At 40.1% G+C, this 26,570-nt stretch carries 23 protein-coding genes; 22 read left to right on the top strand and 1 reads right to left on the bottom strand.

The genetic code is table 11. The annotated features are described in order from the left end of the window. Window positions 1–14 precede the first annotated feature (14 nt). A complete protein-coding gene (locus tag DK865_RS14500) occupies window positions 15–1,169 on the top strand; it encodes a 3-phenylpropionate MFS transporter (RefSeq protein WP_109392232.1) in 1,155 nt (384 codons plus the stop codon). An 88-nt stretch (window positions 1,170–1,257) separates the two neighbouring features. Here the strand turns inward: DK865_RS14500 and suhB are convergent, their stop codons facing one another. Then, window positions 1,258–2,061, bottom strand: coding sequence for an inositol-1-monophosphatase (gene suhB, locus DK865_RS14495; protein WP_023581619.1), 804 nt, complete (start codon window positions 2,059–2,061; stop codon window positions 1,258–1,260). Window positions 2,062–2,185: 124 nt separating this feature from the next. On the opposite strand from suhB, the gene trmJ reads away from it, so the two are divergent. The 21 genes from trmJ to bamB all read left to right on the top strand — a co-directional run bounded on the left by trmJ (window position 2,186) and on the right by bamB (window position 26,476). Continuing rightward, the gene (gene trmJ, locus DK865_RS14490; protein WP_036912544.1) at window positions 2,186–2,914 is read left to right on the top strand and encodes a tRNA (cytosine(32)/uridine(32)-2'-O)-methyltransferase TrmJ; all 729 of its coding nucleotides are present in this window, start codon (window positions 2,186–2,188) and stop codon (window positions 2,912–2,914) included. Window positions 2,915–3,045: 131 nt separating this feature from the next. Beyond that, window positions 3,046–3,540, top strand: coding sequence for a Fe-S cluster assembly transcriptional regulator IscR (gene iscR, locus DK865_RS14485; RefSeq protein WP_006533450.1), 495 nt, complete (start codon window positions 3,046–3,048; stop codon window positions 3,538–3,540). A 68-nt stretch (window positions 3,541–3,608) separates the two neighbouring features. After that, window positions 3,609–4,823: an IscS subfamily cysteine desulfurase gene (locus DK865_RS14480; RefSeq protein ID WP_023581621.1), complete on the top strand. Its 1,215-nt coding sequence runs from the start codon at window positions 3,609–3,611 to the stop codon at window positions 4,821–4,823. Window positions 4,824–4,847: 24 nt separating this feature from the next. Next, entirely contained in the window at window positions 4,848–5,234 is a 387-nt protein-coding gene (iscU, locus tag DK865_RS14475) for a Fe-S cluster assembly scaffold IscU (RefSeq protein WP_023581622.1), read from the top strand. Window positions 5,235–5,323: 89 nt separating this feature from the next. Continuing rightward, window positions 5,324–5,647, top strand: a complete 324-nt coding sequence (gene iscA, locus DK865_RS14470) for an iron-sulfur cluster assembly protein IscA (protein ID WP_006533446.1) — start codon at window positions 5,324–5,326, stop codon at window positions 5,645–5,647. 48 nt (window positions 5,648–5,695) lie between these two features. After that, complete coding sequence (hscB, locus tag DK865_RS14465; RefSeq protein WP_023581623.1) at window positions 5,696–6,217, top strand: co-chaperone HscB; 522 nt, start codon at window positions 5,696–5,698, stop codon at window positions 6,215–6,217. Window positions 6,218–6,228: 11 nt separating this feature from the next. After that, window positions 6,229–8,079, top strand: a complete 1,851-nt coding sequence (gene hscA, locus DK865_RS14460; RefSeq protein WP_023581624.1) for a Fe-S protein assembly chaperone HscA — start codon at window positions 6,229–6,231, stop codon at window positions 8,077–8,079. Between the two features lie 2 nt (window positions 8,080–8,081). Continuing rightward, window positions 8,082–8,417 (top strand): ISC system 2Fe-2S type ferredoxin, encoded by a 336-nt coding sequence (fdx, locus tag DK865_RS14455; protein WP_006533442.1) that lies wholly within the window; start codon window positions 8,082–8,084, stop codon window positions 8,415–8,417. 15 nt (window positions 8,418–8,432) lie between these two features. Beyond that, the gene (gene iscX, locus DK865_RS14450; protein ID WP_023581625.1) at window positions 8,433–8,627 is read left to right on the top strand and encodes a Fe-S cluster assembly protein IscX; all 195 of its coding nucleotides are present in this window, start codon (window positions 8,433–8,435) and stop codon (window positions 8,625–8,627) included. Window positions 8,628–8,907: 280 nt separating this feature from the next. Then, window positions 8,908–10,203, top strand: a complete 1,296-nt coding sequence (pepB, locus tag DK865_RS14445) for an aminopeptidase PepB (RefSeq protein WP_109392231.1) — start codon at window positions 8,908–8,910, stop codon at window positions 10,201–10,203. A gap of 27 nt (window positions 10,204–10,230) precedes the next feature. Beyond that, window positions 10,231–10,656 (top strand): enhanced serine sensitivity protein SseB C-terminal domain-containing protein, encoded by a 426-nt coding sequence (locus tag DK865_RS14440; protein WP_023581627.1) that lies wholly within the window; start codon window positions 10,231–10,233, stop codon window positions 10,654–10,656. Window positions 10,657–10,950: 294 nt separating this feature from the next. Beyond that, a complete protein-coding gene (locus DK865_RS14435; RefSeq protein WP_456107122.1) occupies window positions 10,951–16,038 on the top strand; it encodes an alpha-2-macroglobulin family protein in 5,088 nt (1,695 codons plus the stop codon). A gap of 48 nt (window positions 16,039–16,086) precedes the next feature. Then, entirely contained in the window at window positions 16,087–18,408 is a 2,322-nt protein-coding gene (pbpC, locus tag DK865_RS14430) for a peptidoglycan glycosyltransferase PbpC (protein WP_109392229.1), read from the top strand. A gap of 345 nt (window positions 18,409–18,753) precedes the next feature. Further along, window positions 18,754–19,179 (top strand): nucleoside-diphosphate kinase, encoded by a 426-nt coding sequence (gene ndk / locus DK865_RS14425; protein WP_023581630.1) that lies wholly within the window; start codon window positions 18,754–18,756, stop codon window positions 19,177–19,179. A gap of 156 nt (window positions 19,180–19,335) precedes the next feature. Continuing rightward, window positions 19,336–20,517, top strand: a complete 1,182-nt coding sequence (locus DK865_RS14420; RefSeq protein WP_023581631.1) for a bifunctional tRNA (adenosine(37)-C2)-methyltransferase TrmG/ribosomal RNA large subunit methyltransferase RlmN — start codon at window positions 19,336–19,338, stop codon at window positions 20,515–20,517. Window positions 20,518–20,605: 88 nt separating this feature from the next. Further along, on the top strand, window positions 20,606–21,040 hold the full coding sequence (locus tag DK865_RS14415) for a hypothetical protein (RefSeq protein WP_036912552.1): 435 nt from the start codon (window positions 20,606–20,608) through the stop codon (window positions 21,038–21,040). A gap of 74 nt (window positions 21,041–21,114) precedes the next feature. Next, window positions 21,115–22,083 carry a cytoskeleton protein RodZ gene (gene rodZ / locus DK865_RS14410; protein WP_109392228.1) on the top strand — a complete coding sequence of 323 codons (969 nt, stop codon included), beginning with the start codon at window positions 21,115–21,117 and terminating at the stop codon, window positions 22,081–22,083. A 47-nt stretch (window positions 22,084–22,130) separates the two neighbouring features. Continuing rightward, entirely contained in the window at window positions 22,131–23,252 is a 1,122-nt protein-coding gene (ispG, locus tag DK865_RS14405) for a flavodoxin-dependent (E)-4-hydroxy-3-methylbut-2-enyl-diphosphate synthase (RefSeq protein WP_023581634.1), read from the top strand. Between the two features lie 122 nt (window positions 23,253–23,374). Beyond that, window positions 23,375–24,658 (top strand): histidine--tRNA ligase, encoded by a 1,284-nt coding sequence (hisS, locus tag DK865_RS14400; RefSeq protein WP_036912557.1) that lies wholly within the window; start codon window positions 23,375–23,377, stop codon window positions 24,656–24,658. 10 nt (window positions 24,659–24,668) lie between these two features. Further along, on the top strand, window positions 24,669–25,289 hold the full coding sequence (locus DK865_RS14395) for a YfgM family protein (RefSeq protein ID WP_036912561.1): 621 nt from the start codon (window positions 24,669–24,671) through the stop codon (window positions 25,287–25,289). A 14-nt stretch (window positions 25,290–25,303) separates the two neighbouring features. Then, window positions 25,304–26,476 carry an outer membrane protein assembly factor BamB gene (bamB, locus tag DK865_RS14390; protein ID WP_109392227.1) on the top strand — a complete coding sequence of 391 codons (1,173 nt, stop codon included), beginning with the start codon at window positions 25,304–25,306 and terminating at the stop codon, window positions 26,474–26,476. The last annotated feature ends 94 nt before the right edge of the window (window positions 26,477–26,570 follow it).

Raw genomic sequence — 26,570 nt, 5'->3', positions numbered from 1 at the left:
AAATGGGGGATTGGATGGTTATTCCATCAACATTGTGGCTTGCCTTAGATTATTTTACCTATTTCTTTTCATACGGCATCTTTTTACCTTTTTGGTCCATATGGCTAAAAGGAGAGGGTGTCGATCCTGCAATGATAGGTCTGTTATTAGGTGTAGGTTTAACCGCACGTTTTGTTGGTAGCCTAATTTTAACGCCAGCGGTAAAGGACCCGTCGAAGCTTATTACTGCATTGAGATTATTTGCTTTTCTCTCATTACTTTTTACCGTTGCATTTATGATGGGTAACCATTGGGCATGGTTATTCTTTGTGATGACTGGATTTAACGTTTTCTTTTCACCTATGGTGCCTTTAGGGGATTCTCTAGCAGGAACGTGGCAAAAACAGTTTCCTTTTGACTATGGAAAAATCCGCGTTTGGGGCTCAATCGCTTTTATTATTAGCTCATCATTACTCGGTATTTTAATTGATGCATTTGGGCATCCCATTATTCTTTATGGATTAATTGCCAGTACTCTTGCACTCTTCCTGACATCTATGCTCCGCCCTAAAGTTATGCCACAGGGTAAAGTGAAAAAAGCAGAGCACAGTAATGTGTCCTTTATGAAACTCATTTCAGATGGGCCTGTTTGGCGTTTTCTGCTATGTGTTTCTTTATTGCAAGGGGCACATGCGGCTTATTACGGTTTTAGTGCGCTTTATTGGGAAAAAGCAGGGTATGATACCGCAACAATCGGCTATCTTTGGTCATTAGGTGTGGTTTCAGAGGTGGTGGTTTTTATGCTTAGCCACCGATTATTCCGCCGTTGGAGTGCAAGAAATTTACTCTTACTGTCTGCTTTTTCTGGGCTTTTACGTTGGGGATTAATGGGAAGTTTTACCGCATTACCCGCGCTTATTGTTGTTCAAATTTTGCACAGTGGTACGTTTACAGTGTGTCATTTAGCCGCTATGCGTTTTATTAGTGCACGCCAAGAGCACGAAATTATTCGTCTGCAAGCGGTGTATTCAGCTTTAGCGATGGGGGGAAGCATTGCGATCATGACCATTATATCGGGTTGGTTGTATGAAAAACTGCCTAATCAAGAATCGTTGATCTTCTGGTTAATGGCAGCGTTAACGATCCCTGCGATGTTTATCAGACCTAAAGTACAGCCTCAAAATACTTAATTACTTTATGTGATAAAAATTAAGAGCTGCAATACCTTTTGATATTGCAGCTCTTTTTTCTTGTATATTTTTATTCGTATCAGCGAAATTAACGTTTTAACGCATCTGTGAGTTCGCTACGAATTTCAGCTAATAATGCTCTGACAACACGAGGGTTACCCGCAACAATGTTACCTGTTTGTAGGTAGCCATGATTACCAGTAAAGTCAGAAACGATAGCACCTGCTTCACGAGCGATTAATTCGCCACCTAAGAAATCCCAAGGTTTTAAGCCAATCTCAAAGAAGCCATCAACACGACCTGCTGCAACATAAGCTAAATCTAAAGCTGCTGAACCTGTACGACGAAAATCAGCACAAGGTACAAACAGTTTGCCTAACATGTTCATATAAGCGGCTGAATGTTGTTTGCTTTTGAATGGAAAACCGGTAGCAAGAACAGCACCGTCTAAATCGCGAGCGTTAGAGCCTCGCAGACGATAACCATTTAATTGTGCACCTTGACCACGAACGGCTGAGAATAATTCGTTACGCATAGGATCGTAAACAACAGCGACTTCTGTACGGCCTTTAATGCGAACAGCAATAGAAACAGAGAAGTGTGGAAGACGTTTAATGAAGTTAGTGGTGCCATCAAGTGGATCAATAACCCATTGTATGTCGTGATCTTCACCGAGTAACTCGCCACTTTCTTCCGTAATAATGGTGTGTTTTGGATAAGATTTACGGATGATTTCAATGATTGCTTGTTCTGCGTCACGGTCAACGTTAGTGACAAAATCATTGGTACCTTTCTGATTGGTTTCTACAGATTCAGGATTTTCGTAATTTTTGGCGATTAAATTACCAGCCTTACGTGCGGCACGTATGGCAATATTCAGCATCGGATGCATGGTTATCTTCCACAAGATGTTAAAGAACGGGGATAAAAAACGTGCCAGAGTATAACAGGCATTCGTGTTTCTGGCTACAATTGTGATAAAATAGATGGATCACAAAGCAATTAACAAGAAATCAATGTTAGAAAATATTCGCATCATCCTTGTAGAAACCTCGCATACAGGCAATATGGGCTCTACAGCTCGAGCTATGAAAACCATGGGATTAACTAATCTTTATTTTGTTAATCCAAAAGAAAAACCAGATTCACATTCTATTGCCCTATCAGCAGGTGCAAGCGATGTTATTGGCAATGCACATATTGTTAATAGTATCGATGAAGCGATTGAAGGCTGTGGTTTAGTCATAGGAACAAGTGCTCGTAGCCGCACACTTTCCTGGCCAATGCTTGCACCTCGTGAATGTGGTGAACGTTGTGTTATGGAAGCTAAAAATAAGCCTGTTGCTATTATTTTTGGTCGTGAGCGCACAGGTTTAACTAATGAAGAATTACAAAAATGTGATTTTCATCTGTATGTTCCGACTAATCCTGAATATGGTTCTTTAAATTTAGCGATGGCGGTTCAGCTTGTTAGTTATGAAATTCGTATGGCAGCACTTGCCCAAGAAGAAAAACAAGAGGAAAATAGCCCATCAGAGATTGATTATCCATCTGCAGATGATATAGAACGTTTTTACGTTCATTTAGAACAGGTGCTTAATGAATCTGGCTTTATTCGTCCTAAACATCCGGGACAAGTGATGAACCGTTTACGCCGTCTATTTACGCGTGCGCGACCAGAAACACAAGAGCTTCATATCTTACGTGGTATCCTGACATCAGTTGAGAGATGGGCTAAGAAATAGAGGGCAAAGTTGATTAACTTAAGTCAACTTTTTGCTGAGTATAATACTTGACTAAAACACTAGGATAAATAGTTGACTAAATTACTCGGGAATGACACAATTTGATTATTGTTCACCACGGAGTATTTGTTATGAGACTGACATCAAAAGGGCGTTACGCAGTTACTGCAATGCTTGATGTTGCATTGCATTCGCAGCAAGGCCCTGTCCCCCTCGCTGATATTTCAGAGCGTCAAGGGATTTCCCTTTCTTATCTTGAGCAACTTTTCTCACGTTTGCGTAAAAATGAATTAGTCGCAAGTGTTCGTGGTCCTGGCGGCGGCTATTTATTAGGCCGTGATGCAGGGCAAATTTTTGTTGCTCAAGTTATTTCTGCGGTTGATGAATCTGTCGATGCTACCCGTTGTCAGGGTAACAAAGAGGGTTGTCAAGGTGGCGATCGTTGCCTGACTCATACTTTGTGGCGTGATTTAAGTGATCGTATCACCAGTTTCCTAAGCAGTATCAGCCTTGAAGAGTTAGTAAATAACGAAGAGGTTATGGATGTCGCCGATCGTCAAGACAATGAGAAACGCCATGCTATCAATGGTCGTTTACAAGAAACCATTGTTAATATGCGAGTTTAACGGCGATCTCTAAGTAGGCAAAAACAAAATTATTAAAGAAGATCCGTCGTCTTTGGAGTTAGTGAGCAATGAAATTACCCATTTATCTAGATTATTCAGCAACCACTCCTGTTGATCCACGAGTTGCTGAAAAAATGATGCAATGCCTGACTATTGATGGCATTTTTGGTAACCCAGCCTCTCGTTCACACCGTTTTGGTTGGCAAGCAGAAGAAGCTATTGATATTGCACGTAATCAGATTGCTGATTTAATCGGTGCAGATCCTCGTGAAATTGTATTCACATCAGGCGCAACTGAAGCTGATAACCTCGCACTAAAAGGTGTTGCTAACTTTTACCAGAAAAAAGGTAAGCACATCATCACTTCAAAAACTGAACATAAAGCCATTTTAGACACTTGTCGTCAACTTGAGCGTGAGGGTTTTGAAGTCACTTATTTAGCACCAAAAAATGATGGTCTGATTGACCTGAAAGAGCTTGAAGAAGCGATGCGTGAAGACACTATTTTAGTTTCTATCATGCATGTAAATAACGAAATTGGTGTTGTTCAAGATATTGCTGCTATCGGTGAATTATGCCGTAGCAAAGGTATTATTTACCATGTAGACGCCACACAAAGCGTTGGTAAATTACCGATTGACCTTTCTAAGTTAAAAGTTGATTTGCTTTCTCTTTCTGCGCATAAAGTTTACGGTCCTATGGGTATCGGTGCACTTTATGTTCGTCGTAAACCACGTATTCGCTTAGAAGCACAAATGCATGGTGGCGGACATGAGCGTGGTATGCGTTCAGGTACATTAGCTGTTCACCAAATTGTAGGTATGGGTGAAGCTTACCGTATTTTGAAAGAAGAAATGGCTGATGAAACTAAACGTTTAAACGAATTACGTTTACGTTTATGGAATGGCATTAAAGATATTGAAGAAGTTTATATCAACGGTTCTTTAGAACACACTGCGCCAAACATTCTTAATGTGAGCTTCAACTATGTTGAAGGTGAATCATTAATGATGGCTCTGAAAGATCTTGCTGTATCCTCTGGCTCTGCCTGTACTTCAGCAAGCTTAGAACCTTCTTATGTACTGCGTGCTTTAGGGTTAACTGATGAACTTGCACACAGTTCTATTCGTTTCTCTCTGGGGCGTTTCACCACAGAAGAAGAAATAGATTATGCAATTGAACAAATCCACAGTGCGATTGGTCGCTTACGTGATCTGTCTCCACTTTGGGATATGCATAAACAAGGTGTTGATATCAACAGTATCGAATGGTCTCACCATTAATCAGACGTTTTCAGGAGTTAAATCATGGCTTATAGCGATAAAGTAATTGATCATTATGAAAACCCTCGTAATGTGGGATCATTTGATAATAATGACCCTACAGTAGGGAGTGGTATGGTTGGCGCACCTGCTTGTGGTGACGTCATGAAACTGCAAATCAAAGTTGACGATAATGGCGTAATTGAAGATGCGCGTTTTAAAACTTATGGTTGTGGTTCAGCAATTGCATCAAGTTCACTGGTAACAGAATGGATGAAAGGCAAAACATTAGATGAAGCCGAATCTATTAAGAACACAGCAATTGCAGAAGAATTAGAATTACCGCCAGTGAAAATTCACTGTTCAATTCTTGCAGAAGATGCAATAAAAGCAGCGATTGCAGACTATAAAAGCAAACGCCAAGGCAAGTAATTGTCTTTTATAATAAAAAAATAAAATATTGGCGGATGCTGAAACTTTTTTTCAGTATCCGCTTTCGTTCTTTATGAGTGAGGTGTGCCATGTCAATTTCCCTTACAGAATCCGCTGCTAATCGTGTTCGCTCTTTCCTATCTAACCGTGGAAAAGGTGAAGGTTTACGTTTAGGCGTGAGAACATCCGGTTGTTCTGGAATGGCTTATGTTCTTGAGTTTGCTGATGTCATCAATGACGAAGATACTGTTTTTGAAGACAAAGGTGTGAAAGTTATCGTTGATGGTAAAAGCATGGTCTATTTAGATGGAACAGAGCTTGATTTCGTCAAAGAAGGATTAAACGAAGGCTTTAAATTTAACAACCCAAATGTATCGAATGAATGTGGTTGTGGTGAAAGCTTCACTGTGTAATTTGTGTTAAAACACAGTATTAACGTTAATTAATCCAAGAGTAGATGTATGGACTATTTCACACTATTAGGCATGCCTAATCGTTTTGATATTGATAAACAGCAACTTACTACACGTTATCAAGATATGCAGCGTCAATATCACCCAGATCGTTTTGCAGGTCAGTCTGAAAAAGAACAGGCTCAAGCAATCTCGCTTGCTTCAACCATCAATCAGGCTTATCAGACCTTAAAAAATCCACTCTCAAGAGCTGAATACATGCTCTCATTGCACGGTATCGATATTGCTAATGAGCAACAAACGATGCACGATACTGCTTTTTTAATGGAGCAACTCACACTACGTGAAGAGCTGGATAACATCGAACACAGTACCGAAGCCGAAAGTTTGTTAGCTGATTTTTCTGTGCGCTTAGAAAAAATGTACACAGTACGTCATGATGAAATGGTCAAAACGCTAGATAATCAAACTTGGGATATTGCTGCAGATAATGTGAGAAAATTGCGTTTTCTTGCAAAATTAAAAGAGCAAGTAGAGCAACTTGAAGAACGCTTGTTTGATGGTTTTTAAGGGAAATAGTTATGTCATTATTACAAATTAGTGAACCAGGTCAAACGCCTGCACCGCACCAGCGCCGGCTTGCAGCGGGAATTGATTTAGGTACGACACACTCATTAGTTGCCACTGTGCGTAGTGGGCAAGCCGAAGCGCTTTCTGACAGCGAAGGTCGCTATTTATTGCCATCTGTCGTGCAGTATCAAGTTGATAATATCAACGTTGGTTGGAATGCTAAAAAAGAAGCAGAAAAAGATCCTGCTAACACGATAAGTTCAATTAAAAGAATGGTGGGTCGCTCACTGAGTGATGTGACAAGCCGTTATCCAAACCTTCCTTATCATTTTCATGAAAATGATAATGGCTTACCGCTGATCAAAACAGCCGCTGGGATTGTTGATCCTATTCAAGTCTCTTCTGACATCTTAAAAACATTAGCTGAACGTGCAACTCAATCATTAGGTGGAGAACTTGATGGTGTTGTTGTTACTGTTCCGGCTTATTTTGATGATGCTCAACGTCAAGGCACAAAAGAAGCGGCTCGTCGTGCTGGTTTACATGTTTTACGTTTATTAAACGAACCGACAGCGGCAGCTATTGCTTATGGTCTGGATTCAGGAAAAGAAGGCACCATCGTTGTTTATGATTTAGGTGGTGGTACTTTTGATATCTCTGTGCTTCGTTTAACTAAAGGCGTTTTTGAAGTTTTAGCGACTGGCGGTGATACTGCGTTAGGTGGCGATGATTTCGATATGATGCTGGCAGACTGGATAAGAGAACGAGCTGGTTTTGGACATCAAAAAGATGCTGTATTACAACGTCAATTACTGGATATTGCATCAGAAACCAAAATTGCATTGAGTGATAGCGATGTTGCGGATATCAACATTAATGGATGGAAAGGTGAGATCACGCGTGCTGAGTTTGAATCATTAATTCAATCATTAGTGAAGCGTACACTATTATCTGTTCGTCGTGCATTAAAAGATGCGGATGTTGACATAGATGAAGTACTAGAAGTGGTTATGGTTGGCGGTTCAACACGCGTCCCCTTAGTTCGTCAAATGGTGGGTGATTATTTTAAACGTGAACCTTTAACCTCTATTGATCCAGATAAAGTGGTTGCCATTGGTGCTTCAATCCAGGCTGACATTTTGGTGGGTAATAAACCGGATAGCGAAATGCTATTGCTAGATGTTATTCCCCTTTCTCTTGGTCTTGAAACAATGGGGGGATTAGTTGAAAAAGTGATCCCTCGTAATACCACAATTCCTGTAGCCAGAGCACAAGAGTTTACGACATTCAAAGATGGTCAAACGGCAATGAGTGTTCACGTTGTTCAAGGTGAACGTGAAATGGTGAGCGATTGTCGTTCTCTTGCTCGTTTTACACTGCGTGGAATTCCACCAATGGCTGCGGGGGGAGCACATATTCGTGTCACATTCCAAGTGGATGCTGATGGATTACTCAGTGTGAGTGCGATGGAAAAGTCAACGGGTGTTGAAGCTTCTGTACAGGTCAAACCTTCGTATGGTCTTAGTGATACTGAAATCGCTAAGATGATCCAATCTTCGATGGAAAATGCCCAAGAAGATTTACAAGCTCGTCGTCTAGCCGAGCAAAAAGTCGAAGCAGCTCGCGTGTTAGAAAGTTTAACTGCAGCATTAGAAGAAGATGCTCATCTGTTAAATGAAGATGAGAAAATGGCTATCGACAAAGTTGTAGATACCTTAATAGAGAGCGTTGAAGGAACAGATCCTGTTGCTATTGAAAACGCGATTAAACTACTGGATAAGCAAACTCAGGATTTTGCAGCGCGTCGTATGGATTCATCTATTCGACAAGCGTTGGCAGGTCATTCTGTGGATGAGATATAACTATGCCTAAAATTGTATTTTTACCCCATAGCACACTGTGCCCTGAAGGTGCTGTTGTTGACGCAACAGAAGGTGAGTCTATTCTAGATGTTGCATTACGCAACGGTATCGAGATTGAACATGCTTGCGAAATGTCTTGTGCATGTACAACTTGTCACTGCGTAGTGCGTGAAGGTTTTGATTCACTAGAAGAGAGCTCTGAGCTTGAAGACGATATGTTAGATAAAGCATGGGGTTTAGAGCCAGAAAGTCGCTTAAGTTGCCAAGCAAAAGTGACTGACGAAGATTTAGTTGTTGAGATCCCTAAATATTCGATTAATCACGCAAGAGAGCATTAATTTTAGGAGCCGAGTATGAAATGGAGTGATACACGTGAAATAGGGGAAGCATTATTTGATCTTTACCCTGACACTGATCCTAAAACGGTACGCTTTACTGATATGCATCAGTGGATTTGTGATTTAGACGATTTTGATGATGATCCACAGAAATCAAATGAAAAAATTCTTGAGGCTATTTTACTTGTTTGGCTTGATGAATTTGAATAATTGATAACACCATAAATTTAAAAGACTGGCTTATTGCTGGTCTTTTTGCATTATGACCTTTCATATTTTACTTTATCAGTGAGCTAAAAATAACCATAAATAGGGAAATCTGGAGACTTCATTGTGCGATCTTCTTCGAGGAATATCATGTAAATACGGAAGATCACTGGATGATAATGGTGACCTCTGGGTTTTTGCAGTAAATTGATCACGCTAAACGGTAAATATCTGGTAGTCTGAATAGGTTAACTGCCACCAGTAATAATAAGTGAGACAATAAATGAATAAACAAATTATGCCTATCATGCTGTCAAATGAACCTGCTGCCGCATGTTGGGGTGAAAAAGCACTAATTAGCACTAGCGACACCGGCATGACAATCCACTTAACGGAAGAAAACCGTTTAGGCGCTATTCAGCGTGGTGGACGTAAAGTTGATGGTCAAGGCATTCGTAATGTTGCACTTGTTGGCGACGGCTGGGATTTAGAACGTAGTTGGGCTTTCTGGTTAGGTTTTAGAGCACCTAAAGGCGCTCGTTCAATCGAATGGCCACAATTAAAGGATGCAGATAAACACGAATTAGAATCACGTATTCGCATCGTTGATTGGGTTAGAGATACCATCAATACGCCAGCTGAAGAATTAGGGCCAGAGCAACTGGCACAACGTACAGTTGATCTTTTCTGCGGTCTTGATAAAGAAGATATTAGCTATAAAATCACCAAAGGTGCCGATCTGCGCGATCAAAACTATGCTGGTATTTATACAGTAGGACGTGGATCTTCTCGTGATCCTGTCTATTTAGCGTTAGATTTCAACCCAACAAAAGATAGCAATGCCCCTGTGTTTGCTTGTTTAGTCGGCAAAGGTATTACTTTTGACTCAGGTGGTTATAGCATCAAACCTTCATCATCCATGAATTCAATGAAAGCCGATATGGGGGGGGCAGCAACGTTAGCAGGTGCTTTAGCATTAGCAATTACTCGCGGTTTAAATAAACGCGTAAAACTACTGCTCTGTATCGCAGATAATATGGTCAGCGGCAATGCCTTTAAATTAGGTGATATTATTCGCTATCGTAATGGTAAATCAGTTGAAATCATGAATACAGATGCTGAAGGTCGTTTAGTTTTAGCTGATGGTTTAATTGATGCAAGTAATATTGCACCAGAACTGATTATCGATGCGGCAACATTAACCGGTGCGGCTAAAGTTGCAGTAGGTAATGACTACCACTCTGTATTGAGTTTTGATGATAAATTAGCAGCAGAGCTACTGACTAGCGCTGAACAAGAAAATGAATTGTTCTGGCGTCTACCATTAGCGGATTTCCATCGTAGTCAATTACCTTCTAGCTTCGCTGATTTAAATAATATCGCAGCACCTTCCCATACTGCGGGTGCAAGTACTGCGGCTGCATTCTTATCCCACTTTGTCACTGACTACAAAAAAGGTTGGGTACATATCGACTGTTCAGCAACGTACAGAAAATCTTCTGTAGAACAGTGGGCTGCAGGTGCTACGGGTTACGGTGTACGTTCTATCGCAAATCTGTTATTAGCAAAAGCAAAATAATAAACGTTATTTGATTTGGAGTTTGTAATGGGTGTATCTGAACAATTTGAGACACAAGAAATTGTTTCTGTTGAAGGTTCTTCTTTAAAATTAAGTATTCTAGAGCCACAACCTGAAAAATTAACAACTGCACTTGGCGAGTTTTTTGGTGAACATAAACCGATCCGCCGTGCTTTTATTGTTAATGCTCAGGAGCAAGATAATGAAGAGTCATTTTATCTTATTGGTTTAGAAATAACGGGTGAAGAAGATGTGATTACGCAGATACTCCCACAAGCGGCTGAATCGGCTTTTGAATATTTAGAAGAAGGACAATCTCTAGATTTTTGCTTTGTGAATAAAGATGAAAAAGGCGTAAGTCATTTTATGATCCACCATGTATCACCTTTTTATCAACGCAAGCTAGGGGGATTTTTAAGAAAAGGGATCCCGATAGTTAATTTGAAGAGTTAATACAGCCCTCTAAATTTAGGCGATATCTCATCAGATATCGCTTTTTTTTATCTTATAATAGAAAAATGATTAAATTATCAAATTGTTTGCATTTTTATATAACATTCTGTTTTAGATGGGTTTTATTTTTAAAGTGAAAATAAAATGACATTGTGTTGTAAATTATTTCGCCTTATACGGTAAAAAGTAACTTATCGAGTTATTTTTTATCTTATTGGAATGAAGAAATACATATATTATCTCTGCCTGCATAAAACATCGCATTATTCAGGGGTTGAATTAAAGGAAATGGATATGAACCAAAACCAATTTAGACAATATACAGAAAAGAGAGGCTATCGTTGGAGCGCTCTTGCTGTTGTATTGGCATCAGCATTGGCTCTTACGGGCTGTGATGATAAAGCGGATGAAAATACATCATCTGCTGATAAGACGCAAAATACACAAGTGACTGAGCAAAAAGATAGTGCTCAGAGCACATCAGGTACAGCAACTCAAACAAGCGACAAAAACGCAGTTACAACAAAAACAAATAACGAAACTGCATTAAAAAGCAAAGAAGTTCGTGATGAGTTAGCTATGCGTTTTGCTGGAAAAGAAGTTACCGTATTAGATGCATCAGAATTACAGCGTGATGGTGCGAGCACAATGGTTGTGACTTTCTCTGTACCGCTTGATCCTGACCAAAAATTTGATGATGTTATGCACCTTGTGGATACCAAAAAAGGGAAATTAGAAGGTGCGTGGGAGTTATCTGATAATTTAATGGAACTACGTTTCCGCCATTTACCACCATCAACAGAATTAAATTTAACCATTGATGAAAAAATAAAAGGTATTAATGAACGTACATTAACGACACCTTTTAGCCAGAAATTAACGACAGAAGAAATTTTCCCATCTGTTGGCTTTACCAGTAAAGGATCGTTACTGCCACTTGAAGCGGCTGAAGGTCTACCCATTATTGCGTTAAATGTGGGACAAGTTGATGTCAACTTTTTCCGCGTCAAAGATGATCAATTAGCTCAATTCTTAACACAATGGGAAAGCCGTTCCAATATTAACTATTGGGAATCTGATGAGTTTTTGTCCCAAGCTGATCTGGTCTATACCGGTCGCTTTGAATTAAACACAGAAACAAATACCCGTGAAAACGTATTGTTACCGCTAAAATCAATAGATGCCCTGAAAAAAGAGGGTGCCTATATTGCGGTTATGCAACAAGCGGGTAAATACTCTTATACTGTGCCCGCAACGGTATTTACATTTAGTGATATCGGGCTGTCGATGCACAGTTATCTTGATACGTTAGATATCTTTACCCAATCACTTAAAAATGGTTCTGCATTAGATAAAGTAGAAATTCGTCTATTAGATGAAAAAGGTGGATTGATTTCTAAAGCGCAGACAGATAGCCAAGGCCATGCCTCACTTGAGAAAAGTGATAAAGCGCGTTTATTAATGGCTATTCGTGATGGACAAACCAGTATGATTGACTTGCGTAAGCCTGCGCTTGATCTTTCTGAATTTGATATTGGTGGTCCGCAAGGTTATAGCAAACAATTTTTTGCTTTCGGTCCTCGCGATCTCTATCGACCTGGTGAAACATTAATCGTTAATGCTTTGCTACGCGACGGTGATGGTAATCCTATTAAAGAGCAACCCGTTAAAGTCGATTTGCTTAAAACCGACGGGCAAGTGTCTCGTAGTTTTGTCTGGCAGCCTGAAAATGGGCTTTACCAATTAAAATTAGTTATTCCTGCGGATGAAAATACGGGGACACGTACCCTACGTTTTGATGTAGGCGATGGTACTCCTCGTTTCTATGAGTTTCAGGTCGAAGATTTTATGCCAGAACGTATGGCATTAGAAATTACGGGTAAGAAAGGAATTATATTAAGCGGTAATGACGCTTATTTTGATATTAAGGGGCGTTATCTTTATGGCGCACCAGCAGCAGATAATCGCTTACAAGGGCAAGTTTTCTTAAAAGCCTCTCGTGAAGCGGTCAGTAAATTACCCGGTTATGAATTTGGTGCTGTAAAAGATGAAAACTTTAGTCGTTTACTGGATGAGTTTGAACTTAATTTAGACTCTGAGGGTGAAGGTGAGTTAAGTGTGGATAGTGAACGCTACGCTGAGTTGAAATCACCTATCAATATCATTTTACAAGCAAGCTTACTTGAAGCGGGTGGACGTCCAGTTACTCGTCGTTATCAACAAGCTGTTTGGCCTGCCACTCATCTTGCGGGTATTCGCCCTGTTTTCCCTAAAAAAGAAGTTTACGACTACCGCACAGACAAATATAAATCAGGTTATAGCGTTGATGAAAACTCAATGGCTGAATTTGAAATTGTCTATACCGATCAAGACGGTAAAAAATTACCCGCTAACGATCTTAAAGTGAAGTTTATCTATGAGCGCCATGATTATTACTGGCGTTGGTCTAGTTCGAATGGCTGGGAATCTGGCTATAACGAAAAAGATCTGCAGATGGATGAGCAAACAATCAAGATCGCGAAAGAGGAGACTGCAAAAGTTGCATTCCCTGTTGAATGGGGTTCTTATCGTATTGAAGTTGTCGATCCTAAAACAGAGTTAGTCAGTAGCCTACGATTCTGGGCGGGCTATTCTTGGATGGATAACACAGGGGGAACAGGCGCGGTAAGACCAGACCAAGTTAAATTGAAACTGGATAAAGACGGTTATTTACCGGGCGAAAAAGTTAAGTTAAACATTGTTGCACCTCACCCAGGTAAAGGTTACGTGTTACTGGAATCAAGTAATGGGCCTTTATGGTGGCAAGAAATTGATGTACCCGAAAAAGGGCTTGATGTTGAAGTGCCTATTAATAAAGAGTGGGCAAGACACGATCTCTATCTGACTTCTGTTGTTGTAAGACCTGGTGATACTTCAAAACAAGCGACAGTAAAACGTGCTGTGGGTATTTTGCATTTACCATTACAGGATAAAAACCGTCGTATTGATATTTCACTTGATGCACCTGAAAAAATTCGCCCAAATCAAGATTTAAAAATCCGCATTAAAGCGAATCCAGTTGCAGGTCAACCATTACCTGAAAATATTAATGTATTGGTTTCTGCGGTTGATACTGGTGTATTGAATATCACCGAGTATAAAACCCCTGATCCTTACGATGCTTTCTTTGGTCGTAAACGTTACAGCATCGACCAATATGATGTGTATGGGCAATTAATTGAAGGGCAAGGTCGTTTAGCTAACTTACGTTTTGGTGGTGATGGTGGTGAGGCTGCCGCACTATCTCGTGGTGGTAAAAAGCCATTAACGGATGTGCAAATCATTGCTCAACAAACGGCGCCTGTAAAATTAAATGCGCAAGGTGAAGGTGAAGTTTCGTTACCTATTCCTGAGTTTAATGGTGAAGTTCGTTTAATGGCACAAGCTTGGACTGCGGATAAATTTGGTAGCCAAGAAGGTAAAGTTGTTATTGCTGCACCTTTAGTTACTCAGCTTTCATTACCTCGCTTTATGGCGGGTGGTGATAATGCTCTTTTATCGTTAGATTTAACGAATCTGACGGATGATGCGCAATCTATTACCTTGAATTATACCGCTTCAGGTTTGGTGGGATTAGATGGTGCAGAAAGCAAAACTGTTTCGCTAACGAAAGGTGAACGTACTCAAATTCAAATTCCAGTAAAAGCAAAACATGGCTTTGGTCAAGGTGAATTCTCACTGTCTATTTATGGTATTAAGGTACCGGGCGAAGAGATTAAACCTTACCACAATACGTGGAATATTGGTGTTCGCCCTGCATTCCCAGCAGAAACCATTCATTATGCAAGTACATTGCAAGATGGTGACTCTTGGCGCTTACCATCAGAAATTTTAAGTCGTTTTAATAGCTCAACGCTTGAAGGTGAATTATTGCTGACAAGCCGTCCTCCTTTACAGGTGGCGCGTTATGTTAGAGAGCTATTTGCTTACCCTTATGGTTGCTTAGAACAAACAGTTAGTGGACTTTATCCTTCACTGTATTCAACAGAAAAAGAGTTGAAACAGTTGGGAATTAAAACGCAAACTGATGCTGATAGAAAAGCAGCTATTGATAAAGGTATTGCTCATCTGCTGACGATGCAAAAATCAGAAGGCGGATTCGCTTTATGGGATCAGGGGGGACGTGAAGAATTTTGGCTAACTGCTTATGCAACGGACTTCTTATTCCGTGCATCACAACAAGGTTATTCAGTTCCTGCTGATTCATTAAAACGAGCAAATGATCGTTTATTACGTTATTTACAAGATAAAAATTTAGTTAACTATGAATATGCGGTTAATCAAGATGCTGCACGTTTCTCGGCAAGGGCTTATGCTGCGTTAGTATTAGCTAATCAGCAAAAAGCACCTTTAGGTGAATTGCGTCGTCTTTATCTTGAGCGTAACCAAGCAGGAAGCGGCTTAGCTTTAGTTCAGTTAGGTATCGCATTAAAACTGATGGGTGATAGTAGCCGTGCTGAAAGCTTGATTGCAGAAGGTGTGACAACAACGCGTAAATATAATTATGGATTGGGTGACTACGGTAGCACTATTCGTGACCAAGCATTAATTATTGCATTATTAAGTGAAAATAACCTTGAAACACAATCTCGTGATGCAAGTGTGATGACACTATCTGATAATTTAACAAGTCGTGAATGGTTCTCAACCCAAGAAAGTAACTCGTTATACCTTGCTGGGCGTTTCTTTATTAATATGGCAGAGCAGCCTTGGGAAGTTGCGGTTAATCGTCAAGTCCCTGCAATCAGTAGCGATCGCGCAGTCAACGAGACATTAACATCAGCACAATTACAAGAAGGTTTAGAGCTAAATAATCGTGGTGGCGCAGCGATTTATTCTCGTATGAATATCGTGGGCTATCCGAAAGTCGCTCCAGCCCCTTATAGTAATGTATTAAATGTTCACCGTAGCTATTATGATTTGAAAGGAAACCGCGTTCATCCTAATCGCTTACAAAGTGGTGAAATGCTGGTGGTTAAACTGGAAGTGTCTGCTGATAGAGATGTACCTGATGCATTAGTTGTCGATTTATTACCAGCCGGTCTTGAAATCGAAAACCAAAACTTAGCATCAAGTAGTGCAAGCTTAAGTGATAGTGCAGCAGACTTGCAGGAATTTATCGACGATATGGGACAAGCCAATATCAAACATCTTGAATATCGTGATGATCGCTTTGTTGCTGCTATCTCTGTTGATAAATATCGTCCAACAACATTGCTCTATTTAGCAAGAGCAGTAACGCCGGGTAGCTATCAAGTACCACCACCACAAGTTGAATCTATGTATGTGCCTTATTGGCGTGCAATAGGATCAACAGAAACCAAGATTGACGTTGTTCCTTAAATCTTGTAGCCCTTTCTTCGGAAAGGGCTTTTTCCTTTGAGTGATTGAATGAAACTAGGATATAAACGGCTTATTGCTGTTATCATTATTTTTTTGCTAGCAACGCCTATGTTAGTCTGGATCGCAGATAAAATTTGGCCTCTCCCTGATCCAGAACCTCAAATTGCGACGATTGTTACAGCGCAAGATGGCACACCTCTTTGGCGCTTTGCCGATAAAGAAGGAGTATGGCGTTATCATGTCAAACTCGCTGATGTCTCTCCTGAATATTTAGAAGCCTTAATTACTTATGAAGATCGCTGGTTTTATCAACATCCGGGTGTGAATCCTATGTCGATATTACGTGCAGCGTGGCAAGATCTAAGTTCAGGAAGAATAGTGTCAGGCGGAAGCACGTTATCAATGCAAGTGGCTCGCCTTATTGATCCTCACTCCCGTACTTTAGGGGGGAAAATTAAACAACTCTGGCGCACCTTGCAATTAGAGTGGTATTACTCAAAAGATGAAATTCTGGAAATTTACCTCAATAGAGCTCCTTTTGGCGGTACATTAGAAGGAATTGGTGCGGCAAGTTGGGCTTATTTAGGCAAATCACCCGCTGATTTATCTGCGGGCGAGGCGACATTAATGGCCGTATTGCCACAAGCACCGAGTCGTTTACGACCAGATAGATACCCTGAACGTGCTCAAGTAGCCAGAGATAAAGTATTAGATAGGCTGGCTGAGTATCAAATATGGTCACAAGAAAAAGTTGATGAAATCAAAGAAGAACAGGTTTTATTAGCGCCAAGGCAAACACCGCAATTAGCCCCCTTGCTGGCTCGTCGTATGTATAATGAACAGCGAGAGCCTGTTATTACAACAACGATTGATATTAATATTCAACGGCAACTTGAAGATATTGCAAATCAATGGAAGTATCAATTAGCGGATAAAACATCCTTAGCCATTCTCGTTGTTGATCATACAGATATGAGTGTGAAAGGCTATGTCGGTTCTGCCGATTTTAATGACAATTCGCGCTTTGGTCATGTCGATATGATTAGCGCATGGCGCTCACCCGGTTCAACATTAAAGCCATTTATTTATGCACTCGCATTAGATGAAGGGCTTATTCATGCAGAATCACTCTTACAAGATGTTCCTCGTCGATTTGATAATTATCGTCCTGGTAATTTTGACTCTGATTTTAATGGTGCAGTCAGTGCCAGTGAAGCATTAAGTCGCTCTTTAAATTTGCCTGCGGTACAACTTATCGAAGTGTATGGTGCAAAGAAATTTGCAGCAAAATTACGTCATAACCATCTTGAAATGCGCTTCCCTTATGGTTCAGAGCCAAATTTAGCACTGATCTTAGGTGGAACTGCAACACGAATGGATGAACTTGTTTCCGCCTTTAGTGCATTAGCAAGGCAAGGAAAAACAGCACCGTTACGTTTTAAACCGGAACAAATAATAGAAAATCGAGTGTTGATGTCACAAGGTTCAGCATGGATTGTTAGGCGTATATTAGCCGGAGAAGCCAGACCTCGCCCAGATAGTGCAATTTCACCCGTTGTTCCTTTGGCTTGGAAAACAGGGACAAGTTATGGCTATCGGGATGCATGGTCTATCGGTGTAAATGCCCGCTATACCATTGGTGTTTGGGTAGGAAGACCTGATGGAACACCGGTTGCAGGGCAATTTGGCTTTGCAACGGCTGTCCCTATTATGAATCAGGTCAATAACTTATTAACAGGCTATTTTTATCAAAATAAACAAAGACCACCGACAGATTTACGTCCCCATAGTGTAACTGCTGCAACAATCTGTTGGCCGACAGGTAAGGCATTACCTAAAGAAGATAGTAACTGTAGAGTCAGTCGTCGAAGCTGGATTTTAGATAACACCATTCCGCCAACTTTATTGAATGATAGCCAAGAAGGTATTTTGGGGATCAACGAAAAAATTTGGTTAGATAATGAAGGTAAACGCACAGGGCCTAATTGTCCTAACGCAGAGTTAAAAGATATTGCTTTATGGCCGATAGCATTAGAAGCATGGTTGCCTGAAAAAGAGCGCAGAGCAAAACGACTGCCGCCGATTTCTGAAACTTGTCCACCAATTAAAGAAGATATTATTCCCTTGTTTATCTCGGGGATTCGTGCGGGTGACTTATTAAGACCATTACCGGGTGAAACGGATCTCGAAATAACAGTTTCCACGCAAGGTGGCAGTGGGATGCAATGGTGGTTTTTAAATGGTGAGCAAATAGGCAAAACAGAAAACGGAGAAACATTCTCTTATTTATTAGAGAAACGAGGTAAATACCAACTTTCAGTACTTGATCTAAGTGGTCAAACGGATATGGTTAATTTTATATTTCGTTAAACTAAAACAATGAAATAAACGAGAACTGAGTGACTTTCCACTAAAATTGTTTTTGTTATAAAGATAAAGAGACTCTTTATTGAGTGTCATTTCAGTTCTTTTTTTATTCTTATTTTCAAGTTTGAGCATGGAAAACGCCAAAAATGTGATTAGATCGATAATTTATAACTTTTTTGCCACAGTTTTTTAAAAAAAAAGGATATTCAATCTGTGCAATTCATTTTTATCCTCCTATAATCGAGCACTATTTTTTGCAGGGAATGCGGTTTTTGATTCGTTTTTCCATGATCTGCGATAAAAGAGATAACAAAAGTTATCATTAATAAAATAATTTAGAGGTAAGACATGGCTATTCAGCGCACATTTTCTATTATTAAACCAAACGCAGTGAAAAAAAATGTTATCGGTGCTATCTATCACCGTTTTGAAAGCGCAGGCTTTAGCATCATTGGTGCTAAAATGTTACATTTAACGCGCGAACAAGCTGAAGGCTTTTATGAAGAACACAAAGGCCGTCCTTTCTTTGATGGTTTAGTTGAATTTATGACTTCTGGCCCAATCATGGTTCAAGTGTTAGAAGGTGAAAATGCGATTCAACGTCATCGTGACCTGATGGGGGCAACTAACCCAGATAACGCATTAGCGGGTACATTACGTGCTGACTATGCTGATAGCTTTACTGAAAATGCGGTACATGGCTCAGATTCAGAAGCTTCTGCTGCTCGTGAAATCGCATACTTCTTCACGGAAAACGAAGTTTGCGCGCGCTAATTTATTAGCATCTCTACGCGAAAAACAGTACAATGCGACGCCCTGTTTGATAATTAACAGGGCGTTTTTTATTATTATTTAATTATACAAATATATAAGTATCCCATTAGCATCCATGCTAATGCAGGCCGCATAGTGTAACAACGAGGCAATGTTATGACCCAATCTACCACTCCAGCGCCAAGCGCTTCTGTCGCTGTTTCTAAAGAAAATACTGTGAATCAAAAAACTAAAATTAATCTGTTAGATTTAAATCGTAAACAGATGCGTGAGCTTTTTGTCTCTATGGGCGAAAAACCTTTCCGTGCTGACCAAATTATGAAGTGGATGTACCACTACTGTTATGACGATTTTGATCAAATGACAGACATCAACAAGGTGTTACGCAATAAATTAAAAGAAATTGCTGAAATTAAAGCACCTGAAGTTTCTGAAGAACAACGTTCAACAGATGGCACGATTAAATGGGCAATTAAAGTTGGCGATCAACAAGTAGAAACTGTGTATATCCCAGAAGATGATCGTGCAACCTTATGTGTTTCTTCTCAAGTTGGTTGTGCTTTAGAGTGCAAATTCTGTTCAACGGCACAGCAAGGTTTTAACCGTAACTTGAAAGTGTCTGAAATTATTGGGCAAGTTTGGCGTGCGGCTAAAATTATTGGCTCATTAAAAGAGACGGGGCGTCGTCCTATTACTAACGTCGTTATGATGGGAATGGGTGAGCCATTACTGAATTTAAATAATGTTATTCCAGCACTTGAAATCATGATGGATGATTTTGGTTTTGGTCTATCTAAACGCCGTGTTACGGTTTCTACATCAGGTGTTGTACCTGCGTTAGATAAATTAGGCGATGCTGTTGATGTGGCTTTAGCGATTTCATTACATGCACCAACTGATGAAATTCGTGATGAAATTGTTCCAATTAATAAGAAATATAATATTGAAATGTTTCTTGAAGGTGTGCGTCGCTATATTGCTAAATCAAACGCGAACCAAGGGCGAGTGACGATTGAGTATGTCATGCTTGATCATATTAATGACAGCACAGACCAAGCTCACCAATTAGCTGAACTTTTAAAAGACACGCCATGTAAGATTAACTTAATTCCATGGAACCCGTTCCCAGGCGCACCATATGGACGTAGTTCTAATAGTCGTATTGATCGTTTCTCTAAAGTATTAATGGAATATGGCTTTACGACGATTGTACGTAAAACCCGTGGTGATGATATTGATGCGGCTTGTGGACAGTTAGCGGGTGATGTTATTGACCGTACAAAACGCACACTGAAAAAACGTCAACAAGGTGAACTAATTTCAGTAAAAGCAGTCTGATACAGTTGGATATCTCTTTCTTTGTGAAGTGTATTACATAATTACAATGTAGAGAGAACAAGGACGAATATATTTGAGGAATAAAACGATGATAAGGATATCATCAGTAATTATAACTATTGGCTTGATGTTATTGACACTCGGTTGTCAATCATCAGCCAATCAAGAACGTGTTGCAGTGTCTACACGTTTACAATTAGGTGATGCTTATTTAGCTGAAAGACAATATCAAATAGCGCAATATCATTTCCAAAAAGTGTTATCGGTGATACCCAATCACCCTGATGCGAATTTAGGAATGGCGTTAACATCGCAGTTGTTGGGAAATTCTATTCAAGCGTTAGATTATTACAAATTAGCGATGAACTCGAAGCCAGTAAATGTTAATGTATTAAGGCTTTATGGTAATTTCCTTTGTGAACAAAAACTATTAAACAATAATAGTGTGTTAATTGAGGATATACCGCCAGATTATTTGGTCTGTCAGCAAAGTAATAATAAAATATCAAAAAATTCGCGGTGATACGTTAAGGTACTTTGTGCTTTTGCGAGTTCATCAATGTTAAACATCCAATAGCCACAGTGCCTAGATTGCTAATGAATACTGAAAACAAAACCGAAGAAGTGAAATTAACAGCAGGTCAACTTTTACGCCAGGCACGAGAAAAGGTGGGGCTAACACAACAAACTGTTGCTGATCGACTTTGTTTGAAGTTATCAACAGTACGTGACATTGAAACAGATTCCGTTTCTTCTGATATTGCACCAACATTTTTACGCGGATACATGCGTTCTTACGCTAAGTTAGTCGGCGTTCCTGAAAAAGACATTCTTGGTTTTATCGACCAACAAGCTCCTGTTAAACAAATTCGGATGACAACCACACAAAACTACTCATTAGGCAAACGTCATAAAAAACGTGAAGGTTGGCTGATGAAAATCACATGGGTGATTTTGATTGTTATGGTTGCTTTTGTGGGGGTTTGGTGGTGGCAAGGTCATCAGGCTGATCAACAAGAATTAGTCTCTATGGCATCTCAAGACGTAGAGCAAAATAGTCCACAAGAAAACACCAACACGATAGATTCTCCTTTAGCAACCTTAGATAATACGTCAACATCTGAAGGTGATAATTTACAAGTACCTGCGTCGCCATTAGTTGATAATCAGGCGAATAATGTCGCTACATCACCAACGACTGAAACGACGTCACCAGCACCAACAGAAGTGAGAACGGTTCCATTACCTGTATCTCCTCTAACAACATCAACAACTTCTCGAGCAAATTCGGCACAAGAATCTAGCTCATCGGAAGCACCCGTCATTGCAAATCAGTTGGTTCTTATGTTTGATGGTGAATGTTGGTTAGAAATTCGTAATGCTCAAAATAAAGTCTTATTTAATGGTATTAAGAAAGCGGGTGATCGTTTGGAATTTGATGGTGAGCAACCTTATAAACTAAAAATAGGCGCACCTTCTGTTACTCGCTTACAGTTTAATGGTGAATCTGTTGATTTAAGCCGTTTTACTGGGAAAATAGCAAAAATAACAGTACCGAGCGCTTAATCTGACTACACATTTGAGCAAGCATGGAAGCATGGGAGAATTAATCAATGCATAAAGAATCACCTATTATTCGTCGTAAATCGACACGAATTTATGTCGGTAATGTACCTATTGGCGATGGCGCTCCTATCGCGGTACAGTCGATGACGAATACACGAACAACAGACGTAGAAGCGACTGTTCGCCAGATAAAATCTCTGGAACGTGTTGGGGTGGATATTGTTCGTGTTTCTGTACCCACAATGGATGCTGCGGAAGCATTCAAATTAATCAAGCAACAAGTTAATGTGCCTTTAGTCGCAGATATTCATTTTGACTACCGTATCGCATTAAAAGTCGCTGAATATGGTGTTGATTGTTTGCGTATCAATCCGGGTAATATCGGTAGTGAAGAGCGTATTCGCCAAGTTGTTGACTGTGCTCGTCATAACAATATTCCTATTCGTATTGGTGTAAACGGCGGTTCACTTGAAAAAGATATTCAAGAGAAATACGGTGAGCCGACACCCGAAGCGTTAGTTGAATCAGCAATGCGCCATGTGGATATTCTGGATAGACTGAATTTTGAACAGTTTAAAGTCAGCGTGAAAGCCTCTGATGTTTTCCTTGCGGTTGATTCTTACCGTTTGTTAGCGAAAAAAATAGATCAACCACTGCATCTTGGGATCACTGAAGCTGGTGGTGCAAGAGCGGGATCGGTTAAATCTGCGATTGGTCTTGGGATCTTACTCTCAGAAGGTATTGGCGATACATTAAGGATCTCATTGGCTGCTGATCCGGTTGAAGAAGTTAAAGTCGGTTTTGATATTCTCAAATCCTTACGTATTCGTTCTCGCGGAATTAACTTTATTGCTTGCCCTACATGTTCTCGTCAAGAATTTGATGTTATCGGAACAGTGAACGAATTAGAGCAACGTTTGGAAGACATCATCACACCTATGGATGTTTCTATTATTGGCTGTGTTGTTAATGGACCGGGTGAAGCTGAAGTTTCAACGCTAGGTGTAACTGGTGCTAAAACACGCAGTGGTTTTTATGAAGATGGTGTAAGACAAAAAGAGCGTCTTGATAACGTTAATATGATTGATTTATTAGAAGCGAAAATTCGAGCTAAAGCATCAATGCTTGATGACAGCATGCGCATAAATATAAATCAATTGGACAAATAATACTCAAAAAACTGGCTCATTGATTAATGAGCCAGTTTTACTATTGATTTCACATTGAATACTGATTGATTTCGCTTCTATAATCAGCCTAACAATCAATTAATAACTATTAGAGAAGAAAAGTGGCACAAAAAATCCAAGCCATTCGTGGTATGAACGACTATCTACCTGCTGACACTCGTGTATGGCAGAAAATTGAAAATACGTTAAAACAAATTTTAGCGGGTTACGGCTTTAGTGAAATCAGAACACCTATCGTAGAGCATACCCCTCTATTTCAGCGAGCAATTGGTGAAGTGACCGATGTTGTTGAAAAAGAAATGTATACTTTTACCGATCGTGGCGAGGATGCGCAAAGTCTGACATTACGTCCAGAAAATACAGCAGGTTGTGTTCGTGCAGGTATCGAGCATGGTTTACTTTATAATCAAGAACAACGTTTATGGTATTTAGGACCAATGTTCCGTTATGAACGTCCTCAAAAAGGTCGTTATCGTCAATTCCACCAGCTAGGTGCAGAAGTCTTTGGTCTACAAGGCCCAGATATTGATGCGGAATTAATTATGCTGACTGCCCGCTGGTGGAAAGCGTTAGGTATTGCAGAACACGTTACATTAGAGCTTAACTCTATTGGTTCATTAGAAGCACGCGCTAAATATCGTGAAGCGTTAGTCGCTTTCTTAGAGCAGCATGTAGATAAGTTAGATGAAGACTGCAAACGTCGTATGTATTCTAACCCATTACGTGTTTTAGACTCAAAAAATCCAGAAATTCAGACTTTATTGAATGATGCGCCTGAACTTTTCGATTATCTTGATGACGAATCAAGAGCGCACTTTGATGGTCTTTGTGCCTTATTAGACGCTGTTGGTATTACATACCGTGTTAATCAGCGTTTAGTTCGTGGTTTGGACTATTATAACCGTACTGTCTTTGAGTGGGTAACTAGCGCATTAGGTTCACAAGGAACAGTGTGTGCGGGTGGTCGTTATGATGGTCTTGTGAAACAACTTGGTGGACATCCAACACCAGCGGTTGGTTTTGCTATGGGAATGGAGCGCATGATCTTATTAGTTCAAGCGGTTAACCCTGAATTTGTTGCAGATACTAATGTCGCTGATGTTTATCTCGCTTCATTTGGTGAAAAGAGCCAAAGCGCAGCACTAATGCTGGCGGAAGAAATTCGTGATCAATTACCTACATTACGTTTAATGACGAATCATGGTAATGGTAACTTTAAAAAGCAGTTAGGGCGTGCTGATAAACAAGGGGCTAAAATTGCTCTGATTTTAGGCGAAGATGAAATTAATGCCGGCACTGTTGCGGTGAAAGATTTGCGCTCAGGGGAACAAACAATCGTTGCTCGTAATGAGCTCGCTCAGCAATTGACTCTGTTATTAGGTTAAGGAGAGACTTGTGGAAGTTTATAGCACCGAAAACGAACAAGTTGATGCAATTAAACAGTTCTTTAAAAACTACGGTTTAACGATCGTTTTAGCCGCTGTGATTGGTTTTGGTGGTGTGTTTGGTTGGAAATATTGGCAATCACATCAAACGAATCGCCTGCAAGAAAGTGCAGGTGCTTTTGCAACAGTTAGTGAGGCACTTGCTAAGCCTACGCCTGAAAACATTGCATTAGCTGAAAAGTTTGTTACTGAAACAAATGATATTTATGGCGCTTTAGCGTCATTAGAGCTAGCCCAAATCGCTATCGATGCTAATGATTTAGTCAGTGGTGAACGTCATCTAACTAATGCTGTGGCAAAAGTAAAAAATGACGCATTTGCAGATATGCTTAATCTTCGTTTAGCTCGTGTACAATTAGCATTAGATAAAACAGATGCTGCTTTAGTTTCGTTAGAGCAAGTGAAAGGCAAAGCATGGAATGGAATGAAAAATTATATCCGTGGTGATGTCTTAGCGAAAAAAGGCGATAACGCAGGTGCAGCAACCGCTTATCGTAGCGCATTAACTGATGAAAATGCGGGCGCTATTCGCTCACTGGTTGAACTTAAACTCAATAATTTATCCAATTAAAGGGATCTTCAGACATGCAACTGCGTAAAACTCTCCTGGTTGGTCTACTAGCATCTGCTTTGTTGGCAGGATGTTCTAGTGAACAGGATAATGTGACAATGTCTCCATTGCCTGAGGTGCAAAGCCAATTTACACCTAAAGCCGTTTGGGACAAATCAGTTGGAAATGGTATTGGCAAATACTATTCTCACTTGTCACCAACATGGGATGGCGCGGTTGTTTATGTCGCTGATCGCCATGGTTTGGTTAAAGCATTAGATGTAGAAACGGGTAAAGAACTTTGGTCGCAAGATCTCTCTATTAAAACTGGTTTTCTTTCATCCAATGAGTCTGCATTACTTTCTGGTGGGCTAACTGTTTCAGGCACTCGCGTTTTTGTGGGAACTGAAAAAGCGAAAGTATATGCACTGAACACTGAAGATGGCTCGATTGATTGGGAAACCGATGTTGCTGGTGAAGCGATTTCAAAACCTGTTGTTAGTGATGGTTTAGTCCTTATTCATACTAGCAATGGTATGTTGCAAGGACTCGACTTATTAAGTGGTGAGATTTCTTGGACGATTAACTTAGACACCCCATCATTATCTCTTCGTGGTGAGTCCGCACCTGCTGTCGCTTACGGTGCAGCAATTATTGGTGCAGATAATGGTCGCGTCAGTGCGGTTGTCCTTTCTCAAGGACAATTGATTTGGCAACAAAATATTTCACAAATTAAAGGCTCTACTGAAATCAGTCGCTTAAATGATGTGGATATCACGCCGATTATTGATGAAAATACGGTTTATGCAATGGCATATAACGGTAATTTAGTTAGCCTTGATATGCGTTCTGGACAAATTCTTTGGAAACGCGAATTAGGTTCAGTCAATGATATGGTGCTGTTGGGTGATAATCTTTACCTCGTTGACCAAAATGACCGAGTTTTATCTGTTCGTAAATCTGATGGTGTGACATTATGGACACAAGAAGATTTATTGCATCGCAATTTAACTGCTCCGGCTATTTTTGATGGCTATTTAGTGGTGGGTGATGCAGAAGGTTATCTCCATTGGATTGATACCAACACCGGTAAATTTATTGCACAAAACCAAGTGAATAGTTCAGGCTTATTAAGCCGCCCTCAAGCGGTGCAAGATAAACTGATGATCCAAGCTCGTGACGGTAAGCTTTATCTTTATAGTCGGTAATTAATTGCTGACAAATCTATTTATTTTACGGCTCCTTTAAAGGAGCCGTTTCGTCTTTTTAGTAATTACATGTAAAATACAATCAGGTTCGTGA

Source organism: Proteus cibi, assembly GCF_003144405.1.
Taxonomy (GTDB): domain Bacteria; phylum Pseudomonadota; class Gammaproteobacteria; order Enterobacterales; family Enterobacteriaceae; genus Proteus; species Proteus cibi.
Note: the sequence above shows the minus strand (reverse complement) of the source record. Positions and strands in the feature narration are given on the sequence as shown.